The organism is Sphingobium sp. VMM (genome assembly GCF_056790315.1).
The window spans coordinates 1-23,789 of the sequence record NZ_JBXGSI010000036.1 but is presented as its reverse complement, the minus strand read 5'-3'; the positions used below and the strand labels follow the sequence as shown (position 1 = coordinate 23,789).

The 23,789-nt window shown below is 62.2% G+C and carries 21 protein-coding genes and 1 pseudogene; 17 read left to right on the top strand and 5 right to left on the bottom strand.

Annotated elements, in window-relative coordinates; translation table 11 throughout:
• The 3 genes from ACUCV3_RS26430 to ACUCV3_RS26420 form a co-directional block, all read left to right on the top strand.
• On the top strand, nucleotides 1-340 hold a 340-nt coding region (locus ACUCV3_RS26430), incomplete at its 5' end, for a TonB-dependent receptor plug domain-containing protein (RefSeq protein ID WP_155282120.1).
• 30 nt (nucleotides 341-370) lie between these two features.
• Nucleotides 371-2,104, top strand: a complete 1,734-nt coding sequence (locus tag ACUCV3_RS26425; RefSeq protein WP_482241406.1) for a TonB-dependent receptor — start codon at nucleotides 371-373, stop codon at nucleotides 2,102-2,104.
• A 59-nt stretch (nucleotides 2,105-2,163) separates the two neighbouring features.
• Nucleotides 2,164-4,590, top strand: a complete 2,427-nt coding sequence (locus tag ACUCV3_RS26420) for a TonB-dependent receptor (protein WP_080727120.1) — start codon at nucleotides 2,164-2,166, stop codon at nucleotides 4,588-4,590.
• 103 nt (nucleotides 4,591-4,693) lie between these two features.
• Here ACUCV3_RS26420 and ACUCV3_RS26415 read toward each other — a convergent pair.
• A pseudogene (locus ACUCV3_RS26415) lies at nucleotides 4,694-6,043 on the bottom strand (IS1380 family transposase).
• A 366-nt stretch (nucleotides 6,044-6,409) separates the two neighbouring features.
• Here ACUCV3_RS26415 and ACUCV3_RS26410 point away from each other — a divergent pair.
• The 9 genes from ACUCV3_RS26410 to ACUCV3_RS26370 all read left to right on the top strand — a co-directional run bounded on the left by ACUCV3_RS26410 (nucleotide 6,410) and on the right by ACUCV3_RS26370 (nucleotide 15,841).
• Nucleotides 6,410-7,909 (top strand): NAD-dependent succinate-semialdehyde dehydrogenase, encoded by a 1,500-nt coding sequence (locus ACUCV3_RS26410; RefSeq protein WP_037513043.1) that lies wholly within the window; start codon nucleotides 6,410-6,412, stop codon nucleotides 7,907-7,909.
• Between the two features lie 124 nt (nucleotides 7,910-8,033).
• Nucleotides 8,034-8,651 carry a UbiX family flavin prenyltransferase gene (locus ACUCV3_RS26405; protein WP_025548158.1) on the top strand — a complete coding sequence of 206 codons (618 nt, stop codon included), beginning with the start codon at nucleotides 8,034-8,036 and terminating at the stop codon, nucleotides 8,649-8,651.
• Nucleotides 8,648-9,220 carry a hypothetical protein gene (locus ACUCV3_RS26400; protein ID WP_230588704.1) on the top strand — a complete coding sequence of 191 codons (573 nt, stop codon included), beginning with the start codon at nucleotides 8,648-8,650 and terminating at the stop codon, nucleotides 9,218-9,220. The genes ACUCV3_RS26405 and ACUCV3_RS26400 overlap by 4 nt, the downstream gene beginning before the upstream one ends.
• Entirely contained in the window at nucleotides 9,217-10,776 is a 1,560-nt protein-coding gene (locus ACUCV3_RS26395; protein WP_037513045.1) for an FAD-binding oxidoreductase, read from the top strand. The genes ACUCV3_RS26400 and ACUCV3_RS26395 overlap by 4 nt, the downstream gene beginning before the upstream one ends.
• Nucleotides 10,777-10,810: 34 nt before the next feature.
• Nucleotides 10,811-12,256, top strand: a complete 1,446-nt coding sequence (locus tag ACUCV3_RS26390; protein ID WP_037513046.1) for an aldehyde dehydrogenase family protein — start codon at nucleotides 10,811-10,813, stop codon at nucleotides 12,254-12,256.
• Nucleotides 12,257-12,279: 23 nt separating this feature from the next.
• Complete coding sequence (locus ACUCV3_RS26385; protein ID WP_230588707.1) at nucleotides 12,280-13,737, top strand: non-oxidative hydroxyarylic acid decarboxylases subunit C; 1,458 nt, start codon at nucleotides 12,280-12,282, stop codon at nucleotides 13,735-13,737.
• Nucleotides 13,734-13,958, top strand: a complete 225-nt coding sequence (locus ACUCV3_RS26380) for a non-oxidative hydroxyarylic acid decarboxylases subunit D (protein WP_037513049.1) — start codon at nucleotides 13,734-13,736, stop codon at nucleotides 13,956-13,958. Before ACUCV3_RS26385 ends, ACUCV3_RS26380 begins: the two co-directional genes overlap by 4 nt.
• An 18-nt stretch (nucleotides 13,959-13,976) precedes the next feature.
• Entirely contained in the window at nucleotides 13,977-15,443 is a 1,467-nt protein-coding gene (locus ACUCV3_RS26375) for an FAD-binding oxidoreductase (RefSeq protein ID WP_086494171.1), read from the top strand.
• Between the two features lie 32 nt (nucleotides 15,444-15,475).
• Nucleotides 15,476-15,841: a c-type cytochrome gene (locus tag ACUCV3_RS26370; RefSeq protein WP_086494170.1), complete on the top strand. Its 366-nt coding sequence runs from the start codon at nucleotides 15,476-15,478 to the stop codon at nucleotides 15,839-15,841.
• Here the strand turns inward: ACUCV3_RS26370 and ACUCV3_RS26365 are convergent.
• Nucleotides 15,825-16,409, bottom strand: coding sequence for a TIGR02444 family protein (locus ACUCV3_RS26365; protein ID WP_240511593.1), 585 nt, complete (start codon nucleotides 16,407-16,409; stop codon nucleotides 15,825-15,827). The genes ACUCV3_RS26370 and ACUCV3_RS26365 overlap by 17 nt on opposite strands.
• 48 nt (nucleotides 16,410-16,457) lie before the next feature.
• Nucleotides 16,458-17,318: an alpha/beta fold hydrolase gene (locus tag ACUCV3_RS26360; protein ID WP_086494168.1), complete on the bottom strand. Its 861-nt coding sequence runs from the start codon at nucleotides 17,316-17,318 to the stop codon at nucleotides 16,458-16,460.
• Between the two features lie 148 nt (nucleotides 17,319-17,466).
• Here ACUCV3_RS26360 and hpaH point away from each other — a divergent pair, with 148 nt between their 5' ends.
• The 5 genes from hpaH to ACUCV3_RS26335 all read left to right on the top strand — a co-directional run bounded on the left by hpaH (nucleotide 17,467) and on the right by ACUCV3_RS26335 (nucleotide 21,519).
• A complete protein-coding gene (gene hpaH, locus ACUCV3_RS26355; RefSeq protein WP_037513059.1) occupies nucleotides 17,467-18,315 on the top strand; it encodes a 2-oxo-hept-4-ene-1,7-dioate hydratase in 849 nt (282 codons plus the stop codon).
• Between the two features lie 61 nt (nucleotides 18,316-18,376).
• Entirely contained in the window at nucleotides 18,377-19,117 is a 741-nt protein-coding gene (locus ACUCV3_RS26350; protein ID WP_230588710.1) for an HpcH/HpaI aldolase family protein, read from the top strand.
• A 248-nt stretch (nucleotides 19,118-19,365) separates the two neighbouring features.
• The gene (locus ACUCV3_RS26345; RefSeq protein ID WP_052076710.1) at nucleotides 19,366-19,590 is read left to right on the top strand and encodes an IS110 family transposase; all 225 of its coding nucleotides are present in this window, start codon (nucleotides 19,366-19,368) and stop codon (nucleotides 19,588-19,590) included.
• Entirely contained in the window at nucleotides 19,590-20,609 is a 1,020-nt protein-coding gene (locus ACUCV3_RS26340; protein WP_206366622.1) for an IS110 family transposase, read from the top strand. Before ACUCV3_RS26345 ends, ACUCV3_RS26340 begins: the two co-directional genes overlap by 1 nt.
• A gap of 127 nt (nucleotides 20,610-20,736) precedes the next feature.
• A complete protein-coding gene (locus tag ACUCV3_RS26335) occupies nucleotides 20,737-21,519 on the top strand; it encodes a CoA transferase (protein WP_037513063.1) in 783 nt (260 codons plus the stop codon).
• Between the two features lie 9 nt (nucleotides 21,520-21,528).
• Here the strand turns inward: ACUCV3_RS26335 and ACUCV3_RS26330 are convergent, their stop codons facing one another.
• Nucleotides 21,529-22,764: an MFS transporter gene (locus tag ACUCV3_RS26330; protein ID WP_230588712.1), complete on the bottom strand. Its 1,236-nt coding sequence runs from the start codon at nucleotides 22,762-22,764 to the stop codon at nucleotides 21,529-21,531.
• Nucleotides 22,765-22,879: 115 nt separating this feature from the next.
• On the bottom strand, nucleotides 22,880-23,692 hold the full coding sequence (locus tag ACUCV3_RS26325) for an IclR family transcriptional regulator (protein WP_325415787.1): 813 nt from the start codon (nucleotides 23,690-23,692) through the stop codon (nucleotides 22,880-22,882).
• Nucleotides 23,693-23,789 lie beyond the last annotated feature (97 nt).

Sequence of the window (23,789 nt, the reverse complement as noted above, 5' to 3'; positions counted from 1 at the left end):
TGTCGCGCTCGCTCAGGATACAACAGCCGAGCAGCCCAAAGATGAGCAGGCGTCGACCGGTATCGAAGATATCGTTGTCACTGCGACCCGCCGCGAAGCAAGATTGCAGCAGGTGCCCGTGGCCGTCACAGCGCTGGGCGGAGATGCCCTGCAATCGGCCGACGTCTCAACAGTAAGGACGCTGACCCAGCTGGTGCCTGGCTTTGTAGGCAGCCGCAACATGGGTGTCTTCCAGCCCGTGGTTCGCGGTGTCGGCTCAACCGGCATCTCGATTGGCGACGAACCCAATATCGCCACCTACATCGACGGTGTCTATCAGCCCGAATCTGCCGCAAACTGAATCGATCTGGTCGAGGTCGAGCCGGTTGAGGTGCTGCGCGGTCCGCAAGGCACCACTTTTGGTCGCAATGCGACGGGCGGGCTGATCAATGTGATCACGCCGGACCCCAGCTTCGATTTCCGGGGCAAGGCTTCCTTGCGGGTCGGTCGGATGCGGCGCGAAGCGGGCGACTATGACGCGCGGCTCTATGTGACCGGCCCGATCAGCGAAAAGGCCGCGATCGATCTATCTGGCCTCTTCCGCAAGAACGATGGCTATATTGACGATCTGGTGCGTGGTGGAACGCTTGGCGATCAGCGGGTCATCGACCTGCGCAGCAAGGTTCTGTTCAAGCCTGCGGACAATTTCAAGGTTGTCCTGACCGGCGAATTCTTCGATCAGCAGAGCACCACCAATTCGCCCCAGCCGGTCGACGGCAACACTGCTGGACGGCGGTTTCCTGGCGTCATCCTGCCAACGGGCCCCTGGCAAGCGTCGTTGGCCGAGGCGCCCGTGCTGAACCTTCGGCGGTGGACCTTCGCCCTGCACACCAAACTCGAACTGGTCGCAGTCAACCTGGAAACCACCAGCGGTTTCCTGAACTTGCGCTGGACCCAGATTACGGATTCGGATGCCTCGAATCTGCGACTAGGGAATTTTCCAGCGATCTTCCGCTCCGAATCCGGCAGTCAGGCAATCAAGCTCAGCTCGTCGAACCCCGGGCCGTTCCAATGGCTCGTAGGCGGCTATTTCTACCAGTTCGGTGGCAGTTCCTTCCTCCAGCCCTGGACGGCCGCGAATCCTACTCTCCCCCTAGCCGGGCCGACGCTTGAGCCGGATCTCGGCGGTCGGTCCTTCGCGGGCTTTGCGGACGCGACCTATGAGGCCACGCCCGGCCTGTTCGTGAATCTCGGTGGCCGTTACACCACGGAAAAACGCGAGTTCTCGCAAACGGTGAATGGCACCCTAGTCGTCAACGACGTCGATCGGACGTTCAATAAGTTCAACTACAAATTCGGCCTTCGTTACGAAATTAGCAACACCACGAACGTCTACGCAAGTTGGAGCACCGCCTTCAAGAGTGGTGTCTACAATATGGCGAGCACCCGCAACGTGCCGGTCGAACCGGAGGAAATCAAGGCCGCCGAATTCGGTATCAAGTCGGATCCGCTCAATTGGCTGCGGGTCAACCTTGCGACTTATTACTACGATTACAAAAACCTTCAACTGCAGTCGAAGGATTCGCTTGGCGCGGGATACATTCTCCAGAATGCCGCCAATGCGGAAATCTATGGCGGCGAACTGGAATTGACCGTTGCACCCACCAGAGATTTGAAGTTGCGCGGGGCGCTAGCCTACACCCACGCGCGCTACAAGGATTTCACGGCCGCCCAAGGCTTTCTCCCGCGGGCTGACGGCGGAAATACCGTCGTAACGCTGGATGCTTCGGGCAACGTCATGACTCGTGCACCGAAATGGTCAGGCAACGTCGGCTTTGACTGTGGGCATGATCTGGGCGGCGGTCGGTTGAGCATCAACGGCAACCTCTCTTTCAGTTCGCGCCTCTACTACGACTTCGCCAACATTTTCTCGCAAGGTGCCTATACCTTGTCGAACATGTCGATTGGCTGGACGCCCGAGAGCGAGAAATGGAAAGTTTCTCTGTGGGCCACCAACCTGACCAACGAAAAAGTGTTCCAGACGATGCGCCCCGGCGCGCTATCGACCGATGGTTTCTACGAGCAGCCGCGCAAGATCGGTGGGACGGTTGAAGTCAGGTTTTAAAACGAGGTGGGAAAATGGATCGGAACCGCGATCCAAATCAAACTCAAGGGAGAATATGCATGTCTATGATGTACAACACGGGCAGCGGCAAGCAATGGCTGCTTACTGGCAGCAGCCTTGTGCTTGCTTGCCTTGCCTTTGCTCCGACCAACGCTTTCGCGCAGGACGCCAAACAAGCCAGTGCCGCAGCGCAGGAGAACGAGGATACCGGCGGTCTTGACACTATCGTCGTCACCGCGCGCAAGCGCGAGGAGAATGCCCAGGAAACGCCGATCGCGGTTACCGCGATGAGCGGTGCAATGATCGAAGACCGACAAATTGCCAACGTCGCGCAGGTTGCGTCCTTCGCGCCCAATGTGAACATTCAACCCGTCGGCAACATCTCTGGCTCCAGCGCCTCGCTCACCGCTTTTATCCGCGGCGTTGGCCAAACGGATTTCAACATCACCGTCGATCCCGGTGTCGGCATCTATGTTGATGGCGTCTATGTTGCCCGTTCGGTCGGGGGCCTGCTCGACATGGCGGACATTTCGAACGTCCAGATCCTGCGCGGTCCGCAGGGCACCCTGTTCGGCAAAAACACGATTGGCGGCGCGATCATTGTTAATACCAACGAACCCGGGAATGACTTCGAACTCAAGCTCGAAGCCGCAACCGGACGCTTCAACCGTGCCGATATCAAGGGCATCGTCAATATCCCGATCAGCGATACGCTGGCGATGCGCGCCGTGGCGTCCTACGAAACCCGCGACGGCTACCAGCGCCGCCTGTTCGACGGCGGACGACAGGGCAACAAGGACAGCTTCTCTGGACGCGTCGCCTTCAAGTGGGAACCGACCGACAACTTCAAGGCAATTCTCGCCGCCGACGTCAACATTCGTCGCGAAGAACAGGCAGCTATCTATCTTATCGAAAACCGGGACTCACCCGATCTTCTGCAAATCGTGAATCTGCCTGACGGCCGTCAAGTTGCCTTCCCTAGCTCAAACTTCGGTTACAACAAGCTGGGCGGTGGCGCTGGACAATGTGGCGCCCCGGGTGAACTGGCGCCGGTGAGCAATCCGAACTGCGTTTCTTCCCGATGGGTAACGGGCGATATCGATACGACTTGGGCCGGAGGTCCGAACCGTTCCGACTTCGACCTTTGGGGTACTAATCTGACGCTCGAGTATGATTTCGGCGGCGTGACACTCAAGTCGATCAGTGCGTACCGCGACCAGAAGTCGGTCATCGAATACGACTTCGACGTGACTCCGCACGAAGTGCTGCAGCTGACCAACAACATCGACCTGTGGCAAGCTTCGCAGGAATTGCAGCTCAACGGTAACCTGTTCGACGACAGGCTCAAGTTCGCTCTGGGCGCCTATTACTTGAAGGAAAAGGGCCAGGACATCGAACCGCTGCGGTTCGGTTTCGCGAACTTTTTAAGCGGCGGCAAAATCAACAACGACAGCTATGCAGCTTACATGCAGTTCACCTACAAGGTCACCGACAAGCTTTCGATCACTCCAGGTATCCGCTACACCAACGAAACCAAGCGTTTCGACCCTTCGGCCCAGGTAATCTATCGCGATTTCACCGCGGGTCTTCTCCCACCCTATCCTGATGGCGTGTTCATTCAGTACAGCCGCTGCCTGGTCGGCCAGCCAGCGCCGCAGCTGCTGCCGAACGGGTTCCCTGACCCGGCATGTGTTCCGTCGGCGACCAATCCTGGCGGCAACCACAATCTGCCCGCGGTCGAGGTGTCCGCCAAGGCCAAGGAATGGACCCCGGCGGTCTCGGTGAACTATCAGTTCACCGACGACATCATGGGCTATGCGTCCTATTCCAAGGGCTTCAAGAATGGCGGCTTCAGCCAGCGTATATTCCCGGGCGAACTCGTCACCCCTGCTTTCACCCCGGAATTCGTCGAATCCTACGAAGTCGGCCTCAAGACCGAATTGTTCGACCGGCGCCTGCGCATGAACATCGCGCTGTTCCAATCCGACTACAGCGACATCCAAATCGTCGTGAACGAGGGTATCGCGCCCAAGGTTCGCAACGGGGGTGTGGGCCGGATCAAGGGCTTCGAGATCGAAGGCCAGGCCGCCCCGACCGACTGGCTAAGGATCGACTATGGTGTCGGTTACCTCGATGCCTATTATCGTTCGGTGGATCCAAGTGCTTTCCCGGTAAACGTGAACTCCAAGTTTGCGTTCGTGCCCGAATGGACAGCGACGATCGCCGCGAATGCGACCGTTTACGAGAGCGACAAGGGCAAGTTCGTTCTTCGCGGCGACTGGTACCATCAGAGCGTCACCTTCAAGGATGCCATCAACAGCCCGCAGCTGTATCAACCCGCCTATAGCGTGTTCGGCGCCAGCGCTTCGTTCACCGACGCCAGCGACCACTTCACGGTAACGGCAGGTGTCACGAACCTAACCCGCACTATTCATGATGACGCCGCTCCGGGTTCGTCTGGCCTCGATCTGTCGGTGGCCCAGTGATCAGGGCGAGCGGCTTCGCCGGCGTTTTTCACCGCGGCAGGAGCAATGGGCTTTTCGAGGTTGATGGACTGGGCTCGGGGGTTCGGCGGCACCGCCGCGCTGGCTATGTGGGTGCTGGCCGGAGGCTGATGGCGATGGCTCTGAACACGCTGGCATCGGGGCAGGCTGACGCGAAGGCGACGCGGATGCGCGTGGCGGTTTCGATAACGCGGGCAGCGACCTTGAGCAGCCGCAGGCGCAGCGTTGCGAACTCGGCGGCGGCGAGTGCGGTGGCTTTTGGGATTTCCTGCTGGATACGCCACAGGAGCCAGTAGGCGACGGTGTGCAGGATGAGGCGCATTTGATTGGCGTTGGCAGAGCGGCACGAGGTGCGATCGCTGGCGAGTTGGGTCTTGTGCCGCTTGATCAGGTTCTCGGCGTTGCCGCGAGCGCAGTAGAGCGTGTCGTAGATGTGCTCGGCCGAGCCGTCGGCCAGCGAGGTGACGACATAGCGGATGTCCATGCCCATTGTGCTGGCCTCGATTCGGGCGACGACGCGGCGCTGGCAGTTCCAGCTCTTCGCGCCGTAGCGGGTCTCGGCATAGCTGCGCAGGACCGGGTATTGGCGCTGAGCCCGCTTGACCGCGCAGGCATCGGCGACAGCGACGATGACCGGATCGCCACGCAGCGCGGCGTTGGTCGGCAGGCCGAACACGTAATCGACGCTGGCCGCCTCGCAGAAGGCCATGACCTCGGGCCGGCCATAGTGCCCGTCGCCGCGGATGGCGATGTGCGTTTCCGGCCAGTTTCGGCGGATGTGACGCACCAGGCGCCGGATGTGGCCGGCAGCTTCGGCACCCGACGGTGTCTTGCCGGTGCGCAGCAGCATCGCCACCGGCCGGCCGGTGGCCGTGTCTTAGACATGGATCGGCAGGAAGCAACGCTCGCCATGATGACCATTCCAGAATGAGAGTTGCTGATAACCGTGCACGACATCGCAGGTATCATCGATATCCAGCGTCACCGCCGCCGGCGGGGCGGGATAGCTGGCGCAGTAGATGTCGATCATCGCGGCCATCATCCTGGCTAATTCGCGCGAGGTCGGTGCGTTCTCCCACCGGCTCATCGTCGGCTGACTGGCCAGCCCCACGCCCGATCCCGGCAGCTTGCCCAGGGCCAGGCGGAAGCCCGGATCGTCGCGCAGGGCGTCGAGGTCATCGGCGTCCTCATAGCCGCAGGCGATCGCGAACACGCGGGCACGCAGGATGTCGTCGAGGCGATGAACCACCCGCGCAGGATCGCGCCAGTCGGCAATGCAAGCCGCAAGCCGATGGCAGATCCCCATCGTGCGCTCGGCCTGCGCCAGCAGCAGGACACCGCCGTCCGATGTCAGCCGGCCACCGTCGAAAGCGGCTGTGACTTTCTTGCGCCCGACCGCTGGGAATCGGAATGTGCTTGCGATATCGTCATTCATGGCGGGTGTGGCCTGTGGCATTTTCTGCCCTGCGGCAGGTTCGGCTTCGACACCCAGTTCCTAATTCAGATCAGAGGCTTATGCCACTCCCGCCAACCCGCCAGACCCGGTCCGGTGAATAGGACGGGCTAACCGACAAGCGCTACATCCAGGGCGGCTATGTGGATTTGGACGTTGGCGGCGTCGCCGAGGCAACCTATTCGCGGCCGCGCGAATGGTTCCTCAAGGTCGCCTACAAGTACTGACGGCTCTGCCTGGGGTGACCGAAAGGTCACCCCATCGATTGGGGGGGATCCGCTCCGGCGGTTCCGCCCCGTTTCGTTTGCATCCCTTGAACTTCCCAACCGACTGCCAAGGTTTCGCTCCATGCCTGTTTCCCAGCCATCCTTGTCCCGGCCCGAATTCGCTGCAGGCCTGCCGATCGTCGATGGCGAGGCCATAGCCACTACCGAGCGGGCGATTGCCGTGATCAATCCTGCGACGGGGATGGCGCTGACGGAAATCCCCCTCCTGGGTGCGGTCGAGGCGAACCGCGCCGTCGAAAGCAACGCCAGAGCCTTCGGGGAATGGCGGGCCCATTCGGCCGCCGAACGCGCCGCCATTCTGCACGCTTGGTTCGCGCTTGTTCGCGAAAACCGCAACGATCTGGCAATGCTGCTCACGGCCGAACAGGGCAAGCCGCTCGCCGAAGCGCTGGGCGAGATCGACTATGCGGCCAGTTTCATCCAATGGTTCGCGGAAGAAGCCCGGCGCATCAATGGCGAGATCATCCCCGCCCAACGCGATCGCCGGGTCCTGGTTCTCAAGCAGCCGGTGGGCCTGGTCGGCGCGATTACGCCATGGAATTTTCCCGCAGCGATGATCACGCGCAAGGTCGCGCCCGCCCTGGCCGCAGGATGCACCGTTACACTCAAACCCGCCGAACTGACCCCGCTCACGGCCTTCGCGCTGGCCCGGCTGGCACTCGAGGCCGGTGTTCCGGCGGGCACTTTCAACGTCATCGCAGGCGATGCGCCGGCGATCGGATCGGTCCTGACCAGCCATCCCGGCGTTGCCAAATTCACCTTCACCGGCTCCACCACGGTTGGCAAGCTGCTGACCGCGCAGTGCGCGACGACGCTCAAGCGGGTGTCGATGGAGCTGGGCGGCAACGCTCCGCTGATCGTGTTCGACGATGCCGATATCGACGTCGCCGTGGCGGGCACGATCGCTTCAAAGTTCCGAAACACCGGCCAGACCTGCGTCTGCGCCAACCGCATCCTGGTGCAGAACGGCATCCATGACCGGTTCGCCGAAGCGCTGGCCGCCAGAGTCGCGGCTTTCCGCGTCGGCAACGGCCTGGAAGGCGAGACCGATCAGGGCCCGCTGATCACCGCCGCGGCATTGCAGAAGGTGCGCGAACATGTCGGCGATGCCGTCGGGCGCGGTGCCCGGATCGTCACGGGAGGCGAAGGCCATGAAGCCGGCGAGCTGTTCCACCAGCCCACGGTCCTGACCGGCGCCAACCCGGACATGCGGCTGGCGCTGGAAGAGACCTTCGGACCGGTCGCTCCCCTCTTCCGTTTCGAAACCGAGGCCGAAGCCCTGACCCTGGCCAACAGCACCCGCTCGGGCCTGGCCGCCTACGCATTCACCCGCGACATGGACCGGTTCTGGCGCCTTGCCGAAGGTCTCGAGGTCGGCATGGTCGGCGTCAACAACGGCATCATTTCTTCGGAAACCATGCCTTTCGGCGGGGTCAAGGAATCGGGACTGGGGCGCGAGGGATCGCGTCACGGGATCGACGAATTCCTGGAACTCAAGGCCATAAGTCTCGGCTTGCCGCCGCAGCCTGCGATTGAAGCGGAGAAGCCCCGAAGGACATAGCTTCAAGGTGCTCTTACATGTTGCTTATAGTACAATTTGTTGCATAATGGTTGAGGGAGAAGGATTCGGCCATGAACGTTGCGACGGGAGTACGCAGGGAACGCGCGGGCGGCGCAGTCCGCCCATGAAGCGCGTGGTCGTTGCCATAACCGGAGCGACGGGCTCGGTTTACGGGCAGCGCCTGCTCGAAATGCTCCGCGAACAAGGTGGCTGGGAAACTCACCTCGTCATGTCGCAAGCCGCCTTGCTCAACATCCGCGAAGAAATTCCGGACGGCCGTCGCCTGATCGAAGGTGCGGCCGATGTGGTGCACAGCGTCCGCAATGTCGGCGCCAGCATCGCCAGCGGTTCGTTCCTGTGCGACGGCATGGTGATAGCGCCCTGCTCGATGCGCACTCTGGCAGCGGTGGCCCACGGTCTGTCCGACAATCTGATCACGCGCGCCGCCGATGTGATGCTGAAGGAGCGGCGCAAGCTGGTGCTGATGACCCGCGAGACGCCGCTCAACCTGGCTCACCTGCGCAACATGGTCGCCTGCACCGAAATGGGCGCGGTCATTTTTCCACCGGTCCCGGCATTCTACGCCCGTCCTGCAGGCCTTCAGGACATCGTCGATCACAGCTGCACACGGGTGCTGGATCACTTCGACATACATCGCAACGCAGCGGGCCGCTGGCAGGGACTTTCCACCGAGAGTGCGGTCGCCGAACCGGCGCCGCTGAAGATCGAAAGGCAGGCATGATGGCTTGGGATATCAAGCGACGCGAGCTCCTGGGAGCCGGAGCGCTGGGCGCAGCCGTGGCCGGGCTTGGCGTATTGCCCGGAGCGGCGGCGGCCCGCGCACGCAGGGTGACGGTGATCGAGGAAAGCGCGTCGCCGGAAAGCCGGATGTTCGCGGCGACGCTTGCCGAAAGCGGCGTGGTTGGCCGGACCATCCGGCTTGACCGGTCGCTCAATGTCCTTCTGCACGAACTGGACGATGCCGATGGCCTGATCGTTGGCCTGACTTCGGATCCCGCAGCCATGATCGCCGGACAGGTCCTGGTTGAGCGCGGCGCCCGCCCGGCGTTGCTGTGGCGGCACCATTACACGGGCGGACGCTGGCAGCATCGGACCGAGGGCGCGGCGCAACTGCTCCAAGGCGCCGCGGCGGCATGGCCGGTGGCCGTCGCGCACCTGGTTCGCGACGCGCTCGGTGCCCCAACCGAAGCTCGCTTGAACACCTGTCAGTCGGGTTCGTGCGATATCGCGGCCGGCAGCCCCGGACTGCTGGCCTCCTGGGTTTATGAAATCGGGGGAGACCTGTCTTGAGCCGCATTGTTCCCCAGGGTGTCGACGCATCCACTTTCAACAAGGCGCTCGACGAGCTTGCCGCGGTTGTCGGCAAGCAATGGGTATTCCTCGACGAGCTTCCGCTTTCGGCTTACCGGGACGCCTATTCTCCGCTGGCCGATGGCGAAATGCTGCCGTCCGCCGCTGTTGCGCCCGACGGTGTCGAGCAAATCCAGAAGATCCTGGCAGTCGTCAACGCCTACAAGATCCCTGTCTGGACCATCGGGACCGGCCGCAATTTTGCCTATGGTGGCCCGGCTCCGCGCAAATCCGGTTATGTCATGCTCGACTTGCGGCGGATGAACCGCGTGATCGAGGTCAACGAGAAATACGGCTACGCGCTGGTCGAGCCCGGCGTATCCTACATGCAGTTGTACCGCCATCTGCGCCAGATCCGCAGCAAGCTGTGGATCGATCCTGCCGCACCAGCCTGGGGCGGCGTGATGGGCAATGCGCTGGAGCATGGCGCCGGCTATACCCCCTATGGCGACCATTTTGTCATGCAGTGCGGCATGGAAGTGGTGCTGGCCGATGGTGAAGTCGTTCGAACAGGACAGGGCGCGCTTGCCGGATCGAAGCATTGGCAGGTCACCAAGCACGTGGCCGGCCCGCATTTCGACGGCATGTTCACCCAATCCAATTTCGGCGTGGTGACCAAGATGGGCATTTGGCTGATGCCGGAACCGCCGGGCTACAAGCCCTTCATGATCACCTACCAGAAGGAGGAGGATCTCGAGGCGATCTTCGAGGTCACCCGGGCGCTCAAGGTCAACCAGATCATCCCGAATGCGGCGGTTGCGGTCGATCTGCTGTGGGAGGCCTCGGCCAAGACCACGCGGCGCCACTATTACGATGGCAAGGGCCCGCTGCCGCCGTCGATCCGTGCCAAGATCGCCGCGGACCACGATCTGGGAATGTGGAACTATTACGGCGCGCTGTACGGCCCGCCGCCGGTGATCGAGAACAACTGGAAGGTGGTGGAGGATGCCTTGATGAGCATTCCCGGCGCCAAGGTCCATTTCGATCGCAAGAACGATCCGGCCTGGGACTATCGCGTACGGCTGATGCGCGGCGAGCCGAACATGACCGAATTCAGCATCATGAACTGGATCGGCGGCGGCGGGCACATCAACTTTTCGCCGATCTCGGCGCCCAGTGGTTCCGAAGCACTTGCCCAATACAAGCTGATCAAGCAGCGCTGCAACGATCACGGCTTCGACTACATCGGCGAATTCCTGGTCGGCTGGCGCGACATGCATCACATCCTGATGATCATGTACGACCGCGCCGACGAGACGATGCGCAAGAGCGCCTACGACCTGTTCGGCCTGCTGGTCGACGAGGCTGCGGAGGCGGGGTTCGGCGAATACCGCACGCACCTCGCCTTCATGGATCAGATCGCCAGGACCTACAAACACAACGACGGCGCACTCTGGGATCTCCACCACCGCCTCAAGGATGTTCTCGATCCCAACGGCATTCTCTCTCCTGGCAAGCAGGGCATCTGGCCCAAGGCGATGCGCACAACCGCGTGACCGCGCCGGAATCTGATTGAAGGATACTAGCAAGATGAAGAACCTCGATCACTGGATTGGCGGCGTGGCGGTAGCGCCTGGAAGCGGCACCTATTTCGACGACCTCAATCCGGTCAACGACAGCGTTTACGCCAGGGTTGCGGCGGGCACGGCCGCCGACGTCGATCGTGCTGTGGAGACCGCCGACAGGGCATTTCGCCAGCACCGCGATCTGCCCGCCGCGGTGCGCGAAGGCTGGATGGTCAAGGCCGCTGAAATCATGGAGCGCGACGCCGCGCTGTTCAGCGAGGTATTGATCGACGAAATCGGTTCGCCCGCCGCCAAGGCCGGGTTCGAGACGCGGTTCGCGGTGAGCTTCCTGCGCGCTGCGGCCGGAGTGCCGCGGCGGGTCCGCGGCGAGACAATTCCCTCCGACACGCCGGGCCGCTTCAGCATGAGCCTGCGCCAGCCGGTGGGGGTAGTCGCCGGGATTACCCCGTTCAACGTGCCGCTGATCAAGGGCATCAAGCAATCTGCGATGGCGCTGGCGACCGGCAACGCCTTCGTTCTGCTGCCGTCCGAAGCCGCCCCCAAGGTCGCCGATCTGCTCGCCGCCCTGTGGCGCGACGCCGGCGTGCCCGATGGGCTGTTCAACATCGTCTACGGCAACGGCGCGGAAATCGGCGATGCCCTGACCGGTCATCCCAAGGTTGCCTCGATAACCTTCACCGGGTCGTCGCGAGTCGGCAAGCACATCGCCGGGATCGCCGGCCGGAACCTCAAGAAGTACACACTCGAACTCGGCGGCAAGAGCCCGTTGATCGTGTGCGCCGATGCCGATCTCGAAAAGGCCGTCGGTGCCGCGCTGTTCAGCATCTTCATGTATCAGGGCCAGGTTTGCATGGGGGCATCGCGGATCTACGTTGAACGTCCGATCTTCGACGCCTTTGCCAAGGCCTTCGCCGCCGCGACGGCCAAGGCCAAGGGCGGCAACCTGCGCGAGCCCACCACCATGCTCGGACCGATCATTTCGGAACGCCAACGCGATCGAGTCCGCCGGCATATCGACGATGCCCGCACCAAGGGCGCGGTAATTCTTGCAGGGGCCGAATGGAATGGCAACCTTTGCTCGGCCACGGTGCTGAGCGGCGTGACGCCAGAGATGACGGTCTTTGCCGAAGAAACCTTCGGTCCGGTCACTTCGCTCTATCCATTCGACGCGCTCGAGGAAGCGATCGACCTGGCGAACGACACCGAATACGGCCTGAGCGCGTCGATCTTCACCCGCGATATCGACAAGGCCCTGCGCTTTGCCCAGCAAGCCGAGGCGGGGATGGTCCATATCAACGCTCCGACCCTCCACGACGAACCGCACGTCCCGTTTGGCGGCACCAAGGCTTCAGGGTTCGGGCGTGAAGGCACCGAGGCCGATCTGGAAATCATGACCGAGTGGAAATGGGTGACCGTCCAGACGGCCACCGCCGGCCAAGGCGGCCATTGAGCTGGTCTGACTGAAGGGAACTGATGATGCAGGATCTGGCCAAGCAATCGCGGTCCATCACCTCGCTGCGGGACTTCCTCGAACTGCTGGGCGATGCCGGACAGGCGATCACCTGGAGCGAGCGGGTGATGCCCGAGCCCGACGTGCGCAACATCGCGGTCGCCGCATCGCGCGACGCCAACGGCGCGCCAGCGATCGTGTTCGACAACATTGCCGGATACCCCGGAAAGCGCACCGCGGTCGGCGTGCACGGTTCGTGGGACAATATCGCGCTGTTGCTCGGCCGCCCCAAGGGAACGACAATCCGCGAACTGTTCTTCGAGATCGCCGGGCGCTGGGGCGATGCGGCGGCGCAGATCAGCACCGTTCCCGAAGCCCGGGCGCCGGTTCATGAATGCCGGATCGAAAGCGGGATCAACCTCTACGACGTGCTGCCGGTCTACCGCATCAACGAATACGATGGCGGCTTCTACCTCGGCAAGGCATCGGTGGCGTCGCGCGATCCGGAAGACCTAGACAATTTCGGCAAGCAGAACGTCGGCATCTACCGGCTGCAACTGCAAGGTCCCGACAGCTTCACCCTGATGACCATCCCGTCGCACGACATGGGCCGGCAGATCATGGCGGCCGAACGTACCGGCCTGCCGCTCAAGATCGCGGTCATGCTGGGCAACCATCCGGGGCTGGCGGTGTTCGCGGCGACACCGATCGGTTATGAAGAATCGGAATATTCCTATGCCTCGGCGATGATGGGCGCGCCGATCCGGCTGACCAAGTCGGGCAATGGCATCGACATCCTCGCCGACAGCGAGATAGTGATCGAAGCCGAAATGCAACTGGGCGAACGGGTCCTGGAAGGTCCGTTCGGCGAGTTTCCCGGTTCCTACAGCGGGGTCCGCAAGGCGCCGATCTTCAAAGTGACGGCCATCTCGCACCGCAAGAACCCGATTTTCGAGAACATCTATATCGGCCGCGGCTGGACCGAACACGATACCCTGATCGGCCTGCATACCTCAGCCCCGATCTATGCGCAGCTGCGCCAGAATTTTCCGGAAGTCACCGCGGTCAACGCGCTGTACCAGCACGGGCTGACCGGAATCATTTCGGTCAAGAACCGGATGGCGGGCTTTGCCAAGACCGTCGCGCTGCGCGCGCTGAGCACTCCGCACGGCGTGATGTATCTCAAGAACCTGATCATGGTCGATGCCGATGTCGATCCTTTCGATCTCAACCAGGTGATGTGGGCGCTTTCCACCCGCACCCGCGCCGACGACATCATCGTCCTGCCCAACATGCCGGCGGTCCCGATCGATCCTTCGGCCGTCGTTCCCGGCAAGGGTCATCGCCTGATCATCGACGCGACCAGCTACCTGCCCCCCGACCCCGTCGGCGAAGCGCATCTGGTCACCCCTCCGACCGGGCCGGACATTGACGAGCTGAGCAAGAAGATCCGGGCCATGCAACTGGGAGCTTTGCAATGAGCAAGACGGTCTGTCCGCGCTGCGCGACCGGCGGCGCCCTCGCTGACTATCAAGGCAAGGAAGGCGGCAAGGTGGTGTGGACCATCCACCGTTGCCCGACTTGCTGCTTTTCGTGGCGCGACAGCGAACCGGACAGCGCCATCGGCATCGGGATTCGTTCGGCGCACTTCGCCGTCGATGCAGCCAATCTCGATCGTTACGTGAAGATTCTCCAGCAATAGACAGGCGGAACAGGACCCATGACAGACCAAGCTCGCCAGATGGCCGCGCTGACCGCGGTGGAAGCTGCGATCGGCGCCGCGGCAGTCGATCGCACCCCTCAGGGGCTGGCCCGCTTTGCAATCAGCGGCGCGGCACCGCTTGGCATAGTCTTGCCGGCGGATGAAACCCAGCTCGCCAAGGCGCTGGAGGCGGCGCGAACCGCCGGCGGTGTGCTGCAACCCGTGTGCAACGGCGCCCACGGCCTCGAAAAGGCAGGGCTGGACAAGGTCATCATCTTCGACCTCCAGCGCATGAACGCAATTCTCGAGGTGAACGAGGAGCTGGCCTATTGCCTGGTCGAACCGGGGGTGACCTTCCGCCAGCTCGATGCCCATATCAAGGAAAAGGGCATCAAGCTGTGGATCGACCATGGCGGCAACCCCGACGCCAGTGTGGCCGCAAGCTTCGTCCATCGTCAGCCCGGCTACACCCCCTACTCCGATCACTTCCTGATGCAGTGCGGGCTTGAGGTCATGCTCGCGGACGGAAAGCTTGTGCGGACGGGCATGGGCGCCATGCCCAAGAGCACCTGCTGGCAACTGTTCAAGTTCGGCTACGGCCCCTGGGTCGATGGCCTGTTCACGCAGTCGGATTTCGCGGTGCCGACTAAGGTCGGCATGTGGATGATGCCGCAACCGCCAGCCCACCAGACCTTCATGGTGACCGTGCCCAAGGAAGACCAGCTGGCCGATCTGCTCGACGTGCTCGGGCCGCTCAAGCTCAACATGGTCGTGGCCAATGGCGTCGCGGTCGGCAGCGCGCTGCACGAAGCCGCCCTGCTCGGCAAGAAGCGCGGCGACTATGATGGCAAGGGGCCTATGGCGGCCAGCGCGGTAACCGCTGCGGGCGAGGCGCTGGGCCTGGGCCACTGGAATCTCTACGGCGCGCTCTATGGCTTGCCAGGCAATGTCCCGATCCTGTGGGATATGGTCAAGGGGGCGTTTTCGTCGATTTCCGGTGCTCGGGTGATAGCCGACGGCAAGGGCATCGATCCCCGCCTGTGGGCGTGGCGTATTGGCGCCATGACCGGCGTGGTGGCCGATGCGCCAGCATTCGTTCCGGCATGGAGCGGCGATCAGGCGGTTGCCGCCAACCCGGTGAGCCCCGTAGATGGTGAGGAGGCCATGCGGCTCTACGAACTGTCGCGCGACATCTGCGCCAAGCACGAATTCGACTATCTCGGCGAAACCGTCGCGATCTGGCGTTCGGCCAATCATCGCCAGATTCTGCCTTTTTCGACGGCGCAGGTCGAAAGTGCCGCCCACGCCCGCGGATGCGCCGCTGCGCTGATCGCGGCACAGGCCGAAGCCGGTTTCGGGCAGGCGATCGCCGAACCCGGAATGCGCGCAGCGGTCGACAAGACGTTCGAAACCAGGGGACTCTCACTCCTGCATGAACGGATCAAGAAGGCGCTCGACCCCGCGGGCCTGTTCGCATCCGCCTGAGCCGCCCCGCGATTATCGGAGTTGGAGACAAAATGAACAAGCTGGCTATCCTCTCACTCGTTGCCATGCTCGGTGCCTGCAAAACGTCACCGAATTCAGTTAAACCCGATGGTGCTGAGAATTATGCGTTGAACTGCGCAGGATGCCATAATCCTGGTCCCGGCCATCCTGCCACGATGTTGCTCGACCAACTGGGCCGGCCGGTCCCGGCATTGATCGGCCGCAAGGACCTCGAACTCGACTATCTGAAGACCGTGGTTCGTCAGGGTCTGATCGAAATGCCGCCATTCCGCCCGACCGAACTGAGCGACGACGAGATCGCGGAAATCTATGCCTATATCAAGGATGCGAAACCGCCCGCGCAGACCCCGGCAATGCCGGCTAAGGCAGCGCCCTGACCATCAGCTGAACAAGCGGCGCGACGGCTGCATCGGGCGCTTCGATCGACTGCCGGTATCGCTCCAGGCTCGCACTCGCCGCGGCTTGAGGCGTTGACATTTCATCGCCCTGCGTCAAACCTGGCCTTGATGCTTCCACCAGCGCCATCTGGACAAGTCGTTCGGCCTCTAGTTCGACCTGCTTGAGAGCCCCGTAAATCTTGTGTTGCGCAGTTTCCGCAACGCGATCGGAGGGCTTGGCCCAGCGCCTCGCCCAGCGCAGCGGATGCACCAGGTTGTCGTTGAGCGGCGCGACGGCTTCGCGCAGCTCACAAATCCCTTCGGCATCAAGCGCCTTCCGCTGCGTCTCCGCCACCCACAGGCCCAGCAGCAGCAGGTTGACGTCGAAACCGTATTCGTCCTGCAGGGCAATGCACAGTTCCGCCACCTGCGGTTTGGCATAGACCTCGAGCGAAAACGCCCAGAAGGCTTTGGCATCGGTTGCTGATTCATTCATGCGCGGCACCTTCGAACGGAAAGGGTGGTCAGACAATTCGCCTGACCACCCTTTCACTTCCTTGGTTGCCAAGCCCTGCTCTGCAACGCAAGCCCCCGGTGCCTATGCTGCCGGCTGCGCTCAGAACGAACGCGCGCCGAAGTGAATCTCCAGCATCGGCCGCATCACGTCCCAGCGTTCGAGCTGCGACCAGTGGCCGGAGCGATCGAGCACGTAGAGCTCGGCATGTTTGAGGTGTTCGATCAGGTAGAGGCTGGTATCGAGCGGAACGATGCGATCCTGCCGGCCATGGAAGATCAGCACCTTGTGCGGCAGCTTGCACAGGATCGACGGCGGCATGTTGAGCGTATCGACGCCCTGCTTCATCGAATCGATCATCTTGACCGCGGTCTTCATGATCTCGGGATCGGTGGCGATCTTGTAGCGGTTGTTGACGATTTCTTCCATGCCTTCGAACTTGTCGGGGTCATAGGCGAAACTGTGCATCAGCTGGCGATAGCGCGAGGGCCGCGGATCGGAATAGAACGACAGCAGCCGCACCAGTTCGGGCGTCTTCGGGCCCGGCGCACCGATCGAGCCCATCAGCACCACCCGGTCGATCCGGTCAGGCTCCTCGCTCATCATCTGCAGGGTCAGCGCACCGCCCATCGAATTGCCAACGACATGGGCTTTATCGATGCCCAGCGTGTCCAGCAGCCCGAAGCACTGGTCCACCCGTGTACCGATCCAGGCCATGACATTGTCGGGCCAGGGTTCGGGGATGACCGACTGTCCGAAGCCGATCAGGTCCGGTGCGATCACGAAGAAGTTTTCCGCCAGGTCGGGCATCAGGTGCAGCCAGTTCGATCCGGCATGGGCTCCCGGTCCTGCCCCGTGCAGCAGCAGCACCGCCGGCTTGCTCGGATCGCCGGCCAGAAGGGTATGCGAAGTCAGGCCTCGCCCCGTAATCCTTTCTTCCCGCACGCTTGTGTCGATGGTCATCCTCTATCTCCGCAGGTTTGCTCTTGTGCCTATTCGCCGCCGCCTTTGCGATCAAGGCAGGGGTCGTTGGGAGGCGCAGGATGTGGTAGACGACCATTCGTTATTGTGCAATGCATTTGGCATAATGCTTGAGGATCAGGGAGAGGATATGACAAGCCCGAATCGCGGCGCTCGATCCGGTCAATCGCAACCAACGCTTGATCCTGCTCTAGTCGCGGAGCTCGCGCGGGAACTCGATGCCGCCGAGCAGAACCGCAAGCCAATCCGCCAGTTCACCGCCCGCTATCCGGACATGACGATTGCCGATGGCTATCGGATCAGTAAGCAATGGGTCGATCTCAAGCTCGCGCGCGGGCGGACGGTCCATGGCCACAAGATCGGCCTCACCTCGCGCGCCATGCAGCAGGTCGCAGGCATCACCGAGCCGGATTATGGCACCTTGCTCGACGACATGGTGTTCGAACAGGGCGGCGACATCCCTTGCGACCGTTTCATCACCCCCAAGGTCGAGGTCGAACTGGCCTTTGTCCTGGCCCGCCGGATCGAAGGCCCGAATGTCACCGTGTTCGACGTCCTGCGGGCAACCGAATATGTCATCCCTTCGGTTGAAATCATCGACAGCCGAACGACAGTGGTGGATGCCGAAACCGGCGCCCGCCGCAAGGTGCAGGACACGATCAGCGACAATGCGGCCAACGCCGGCATCATCGTCGGCGGCCTGCCGATGCGGCCCGACAAGGTCGACATGCGCTGGATTGGCGCGATGCTGAGCCGCAACGCGGTGGTCGAGGAAACCGGGATCGCGGCGGGCGTGCTCAACAACCCCGCCAATGGCATTGCCTGGCTGGCCAACCGGCTGGCGCCTTGGGGGCAGGCGCTGGAACCCGGCGAAGTCGTCCTGGGCGGCTCGTTCACCCGTCCGGTCGAAGCGCGGCCGGGCGACGTTTTCAACGCCGATTTCGGGCCGATGGGCGCGATCGGTTTCCGGTTCGTTTGAGGCAGCCGCGCAGATGAAAACTCCTGCGAACCGCTTCAAGCAAGGCCTGGGCGAAGGCCCGGTGCAGCTCGGCTTCTGGCTCGCGCTGGCAAGCCCGAACATCGCCGAAATCTGCACCGGGCTTGGCTACGACTGGGTGCTGGTGGATGCCGAGCACGGCGCCCAGACCTTGCCGGGCATCGCCGATCAGCTCCGCGCGGTGGACGCCAATCCGCCCTGCTCGGCGGTCGTGCGCGTTCCGAGCGACGATCCGATCGCGATCCGCCAAATTCTCGATCTCGGCGCCCAGACGATCATGGTGCCGATGGTCGAAACCGCAGAACAGGCTGCGGCGATGGTCAAGGCTGCGCGCTATCCACCGCAAGGCGAGCGCGGTATCGGCGGTGCCCGGGCCGCGCGCTGGGGGCGCTACCCGGCCTATGTCGCCGATGCCAACCGGCGGCTGTGCATCATCGTCCAGATCGAGACCGCGCTGGCGCTGGAAAACATCGAGGCGATCGCCTCCGTCGACGGCATCGATGCGCTGTTCGTCGGCCCGGTCGATCTGGCCGCGTCGCTGGGTCTGCTGGGCGAAAGCAATTTCGCCGCGCTGTACGAAGTGACCGCGGGCGCTCTGGCCCGAATCCGGGCAACCGGCAAACCTTGCGGCATCCTGTCGCGCGACCAGCGCCTGGTGCAGCAATTCCTCGATGGCGGAGCGCGCTTCATCGCGGTCGGGATCGATGCCTTCGCGCTGGCTAAGGCGGCCGGCGACATGGCCAAGGAATGGGCGGCCCGGATCGCCGGGCAAGCAGAGGACTGAAACGATGCCGACGATCGGATGGCAGACGCCTCCCCCCTGTATCTCGTTGAGGCCCGTCAAGCTGTAAGCTGCGGACGGGCCAGCCTGCCGGGAGCTACCATTCGCCCCCCTGCGCCTTGAGCACCTGGGGGGGACCTGTGCCTCGGTTGGTGGGCGCGATGACGTCCCGTAGGGAGTAAGCGTCGTGAACGCCAATACAGGGAAAGACGAAGATCGCGGCTGGCCCCGACTGGAAGGGAGTAACAGTTATGGATCAGGAAAGACGATGGTTTGTGGGCGTCGACTGGGCCTCGCAGGCGCACCAGGTTCGATTGACGGATGCCGATGGCTCCAAGCTCGGCGAACGCAGCTTTGAGCATGGCGGTGCGGGTTTGACGGAACTCGCGACCTGGATACTGGCGGCGACCGATGGGTTCCCGATCATATTCATGTCGCGATCGAGGTGCCGCACGGTCCGGTCGTCGAAAGCCTGATGGAACGCGGATTCCATGTCTATGCCATCAATCCCAAACAGCTGGATCGCTTTCGCGATCGCTTTTCTCCAGCGGGCGCAAAGGACGACAGCCGGGACGCGATGGTGCTGGCGGATGCCTTGCGAACGGACGCGCATTGCTTTCGGCCGCTGCTCACGCTCGATCCCCTGCTCGTCGAATTGAGAGAATGGTCGCGTATCCTGGACGAGTTGCACCTTGACCGTACGCGCCTGGGTCATCGCGTGCGTGAGTTGCTTTGGCGCTATTATCCTCAATTGCTCGAAGTGTCGCAGGACATCGCGGCGCCCTGGTTCCTCGCTTTATGGCGGCTGGTGCCGACGCCGGCCAAGGTTGCCCGTGTCCATGAAGCGACCATCGCCAGACTCCTTAAGCGATACCGCAGCCGGCGTTTGCATGGCCGACAGGTGCTCGAAATGTTGCGCACCATCCCGGTCCCCGTAGCGGCCGGTACTGTTGCAGCCGCAACGGGCCAACTTGAAACCGTCGCTGCCCGACTGGATCTGGTCAATTACCAGATCGCATCCGCAGAGCTTCAACTCGACAGGCTGACAGTAGCCCTTTCAGTCCCGGTGGAACCCTCTGGACCACAGCTCGGGGAGCAGCGTGACGTGGCGATCCTGCGAACCTTGCCGGGCGTCGGAAGAATCGTTCTCGCCACGCTGCTCGCAGAGGCTTCCGATGCTCTGCGGCGACGAGATTATCATGCTTTGCGATGCCTGTCTGGCGTCGCGCCTATTACCAAGCGATCCGGGAAGAAGCGTGAGGTCCTGATGCGGCAGGCGGTCCAGGGACGACTGCGCAACGCTGTCGATCACTGGGCTCGTGTCGCCGTTCAACACGACCCCAGGAGCCGAGAAAAATATGCTGCGCTTCGTGCCCGTGGACACGGTCATGCACGCGCATTGCGATCTGTCGCCGATTGGTTGATCGCTGTCGCTTGCAAGATGCTGGTCTCTCAAACCGCCTTCGATCCGTCCCTCGCCCGAAGAGCTGATTGACCGCCTCATCTCTCCAGAAGCGAGCCGTTGCGCGGTGGTCCGCGCAGCGTAGCCTACGGCTGCGCGAAGCGGACCGCCGCGCAACTCAACACTTGTCAAATGGTGGGGAGTCCCCCCCGCCGGTGGCATGGCCAAGCCGCTGAGCGGGGTTCGCGTGCTGGAGCTGGCCCGGATCCTGGCCGGTCCATGGTGCGGACAGCTGCTGGCCGATCTTGGCGCCGAAGTGATCAAGATCGAACGCCCGGTCAGCGGCGATGATACCCGCCACCGGGGCCCGCCATTTGTCGTCTCGGACAGCGGCGAAAACCTCGGCCCAGCCTATTACCACTCCACCGCAATCAACCGGCAGCACGAAACCGGACTGAACGCCCATATCGACATGACCCTGCTCGATACTCAGGTAAGCGTCATGGCGAACCAGGCGCTGAACTGGATGACCTCGGGCACCGTGCCGCGCCGGGTCGGCAACGGCCACGCAAATCTGGTACCCTATCAGGCCTTACCGACCAGCGTCGGGGATCTGGTCATCGCAGTGGGCAACGATGGCCAGTTCGCCAGCCTCTGCCGGGTGCTCGGCGTCGGGCTTGATAGCGATGCCCGCTTTCCCACCAACCCAGGCCGGGTTCGCAACCGCGAGGTCTTGCTGGCCGCGCTCGAAGCGCTGACTGCAACCTGGACCCGGCAGGAGCTGGCCGACGCGCTCGAGGACGCCGGCGTTCCGGCGGGTCCGATCAACGAACTCGACGATGTCTTCGCCAACCCGCAGGTTATCGCGCGGGGCATGGCAATCACGCGCGACCAGCGAACCGGGGTCGCCAGTCCGATCGTGATCGACGGGGTGCGGATGGTCTCGGATATTGCGGCGCCCGGCATCCCCGAAACGGTTGAGGAGCCATTAACCTCGTCCTGAGGCAAGCGCCTATCGGCTCGACGGATTGAGGCGCTGGAACAGCTTACCCCGTTCGCTATAAAGCACAAGGGCCAAGGTCAGCGACCCGACCAAGACCAGCGCAATCGCGAGCGGCCGCGGTGTGCCATCGTAGACATAACCTATCAGGCCGCCCAACCCTGCCCCCAGAACCAGCCGGAAGAATGCCTGAACCGATGCGGCCGCGCCGGCAATATGCCCGAAAGGCTGCAAGGCAATTGCAGTGAAATTGACGAAGACGGTAATCAGCAGGCACATGTTGAGAGACATGAGGACGACAAACTGGACCAGGGTTTCGCCGGGAGCTGAGGCCAGGAGCAATTGTCCCACCGATGCCGCAAGGTGGCAGAAAATTGCGGCATGGCCGATCCGCCGGGTGCCAAAGCGCTCGACGATCGCCGAATTGACCAGGCTGGCCAGCGCCATGGTCGCCGCCATCGAGCCGAAGATCAGCGGATAGGCCGAGCCTGCCCCGAAATGCTCGCCGATCAGTTGCTGCGAACTGTTGATGAACCCGAAGTGCCCGCCGAAAATCAAGGACATGCCAATGACATAGCCGATCGACATCCGGTTCCCGAGCACCGTTGCAACATTGCCCAGCAAGTTGCCCGAGCGCTGCGACTGCCGGTTCTGCTTCGGGTTGGTTTCTTCCAATCTGAGCAGGAACCAGCCCGTGACCGCCAGCGCCAAAGCACCGATCACCAGGAAGATCGCCCGCCATCCCGCGAGCTCGAGAATCGCATAGCCCAGGCTGGGCGCGAAAGTCGGCACCGCCATGAACAGCATCGCCACCACCGCCTGCAGCTTGGCCATGCCGGCACCTTCGTAGCGATCGCGGATGATCGCCAGCGGCAGCACCGTCAGCCCGGACGATGCGAACCCCAATATCGCGCGCAGCGCCAGAAGCACATGGAAGTCGCGCACCAACGCCGAAACCGCATTGACGATGACGAACAACGCCATGTAGCCGAGCAGGACTGGTTTGCGCCCGTAGCGATCGGAGATTGTTCCAGGTATCAGCGAACTCAATCCCGAACTGATCAGGAAAACGCTGATGATCAGTTGGCGCTGGTTCGATTGGGCAACCTCAAAATCGGCAGCGATATGTCCGAGAGCCGGCAGCAGCGAGGTGAAGGCAAGCGACTGGAGCGCCTGTATCATCGCCATCATGGCAATGAATTCCCGGCGACCACTGCGGGGTCCAGCCGCAGGATTTTCGAGGTTCATCTAACCCTGCTCTCCTGAATCTACCACGGAGCGTCATCTATCCGCAACAAGCGAGCAAGAGTTCAAGGTGTGCCGCTCTCACTGTGCAGTGCATTGCAAAAGGTGGTACACAAGCTCAAGTTGAGCCGGGCCAACCGATCGCTTCGCTCGCCAGCCGCGCCGCCTCCATAATTCGTGCGATCTTTGCCTCGCTGAAATAGGTCTTGTCCTGTGAACGAGCAAGAACGCTCATCGTCGCGGCCAAGCTATTCTGCGAGTCGAAAACCGGCACTGACACCGCTGCAAGACCTGGCACTACCGAGCCGCATGTTCTCGCATATCCAAGTTTGCGCACAGATTGGATTTCCTTGGACAGATCGGCATCTTTAACGATTATCCCCTTGGCTCTTTCCCTCTCGATGCGCTCTCTAGTCTGCGCAGGTGGGCAATGGGTTAGGAAAAGACTGCCGGTGGAGGAGGCTTGCAACGGCAAAGTGGATCCAACATGCATTGAAGTGAATAGTGGGATGCCACCGTCAATCCAGCGAATTACCGTCGGCCCATAGTCGCCCCAAACGCTGAGTAACCCGGTCGTTTGCAACTCATTCAGCAGTCCCTCAAGGTGTCTTGTGGCGATTCGCACTGGATCGAGCGTTGCAATCGCCCCTAGCCCCAAGCGTACCGCAAGGGTACCAAGTGAATACCGGCCGCTGGACGCATCCTGCTCTACCATTCCGGCATTGACGAAGGCAAGCAAATATCGGTGTGCTTGACTGCGGGACAGCCCAGAATGGTACGCAACATCGCGAAGAAAAGATCCACCAGGATCTGTTTTCAATAGAGAAAGTAGCACCCTTGCACCAATTTCTACGGATTGAATTGATTTCCTTCGGCTAACAACCTCCGGAATATCGACGCTGGACACTTTATATGCATCGGGTTTTGTCATACTCAATTTTTGACCTGTTCATCTGAAAATAGACAGTTTTCCCTAATGCCATGCTAGGGTGCGAGCCACGGTTTCGCAACCGCCTATTGGATAGCCC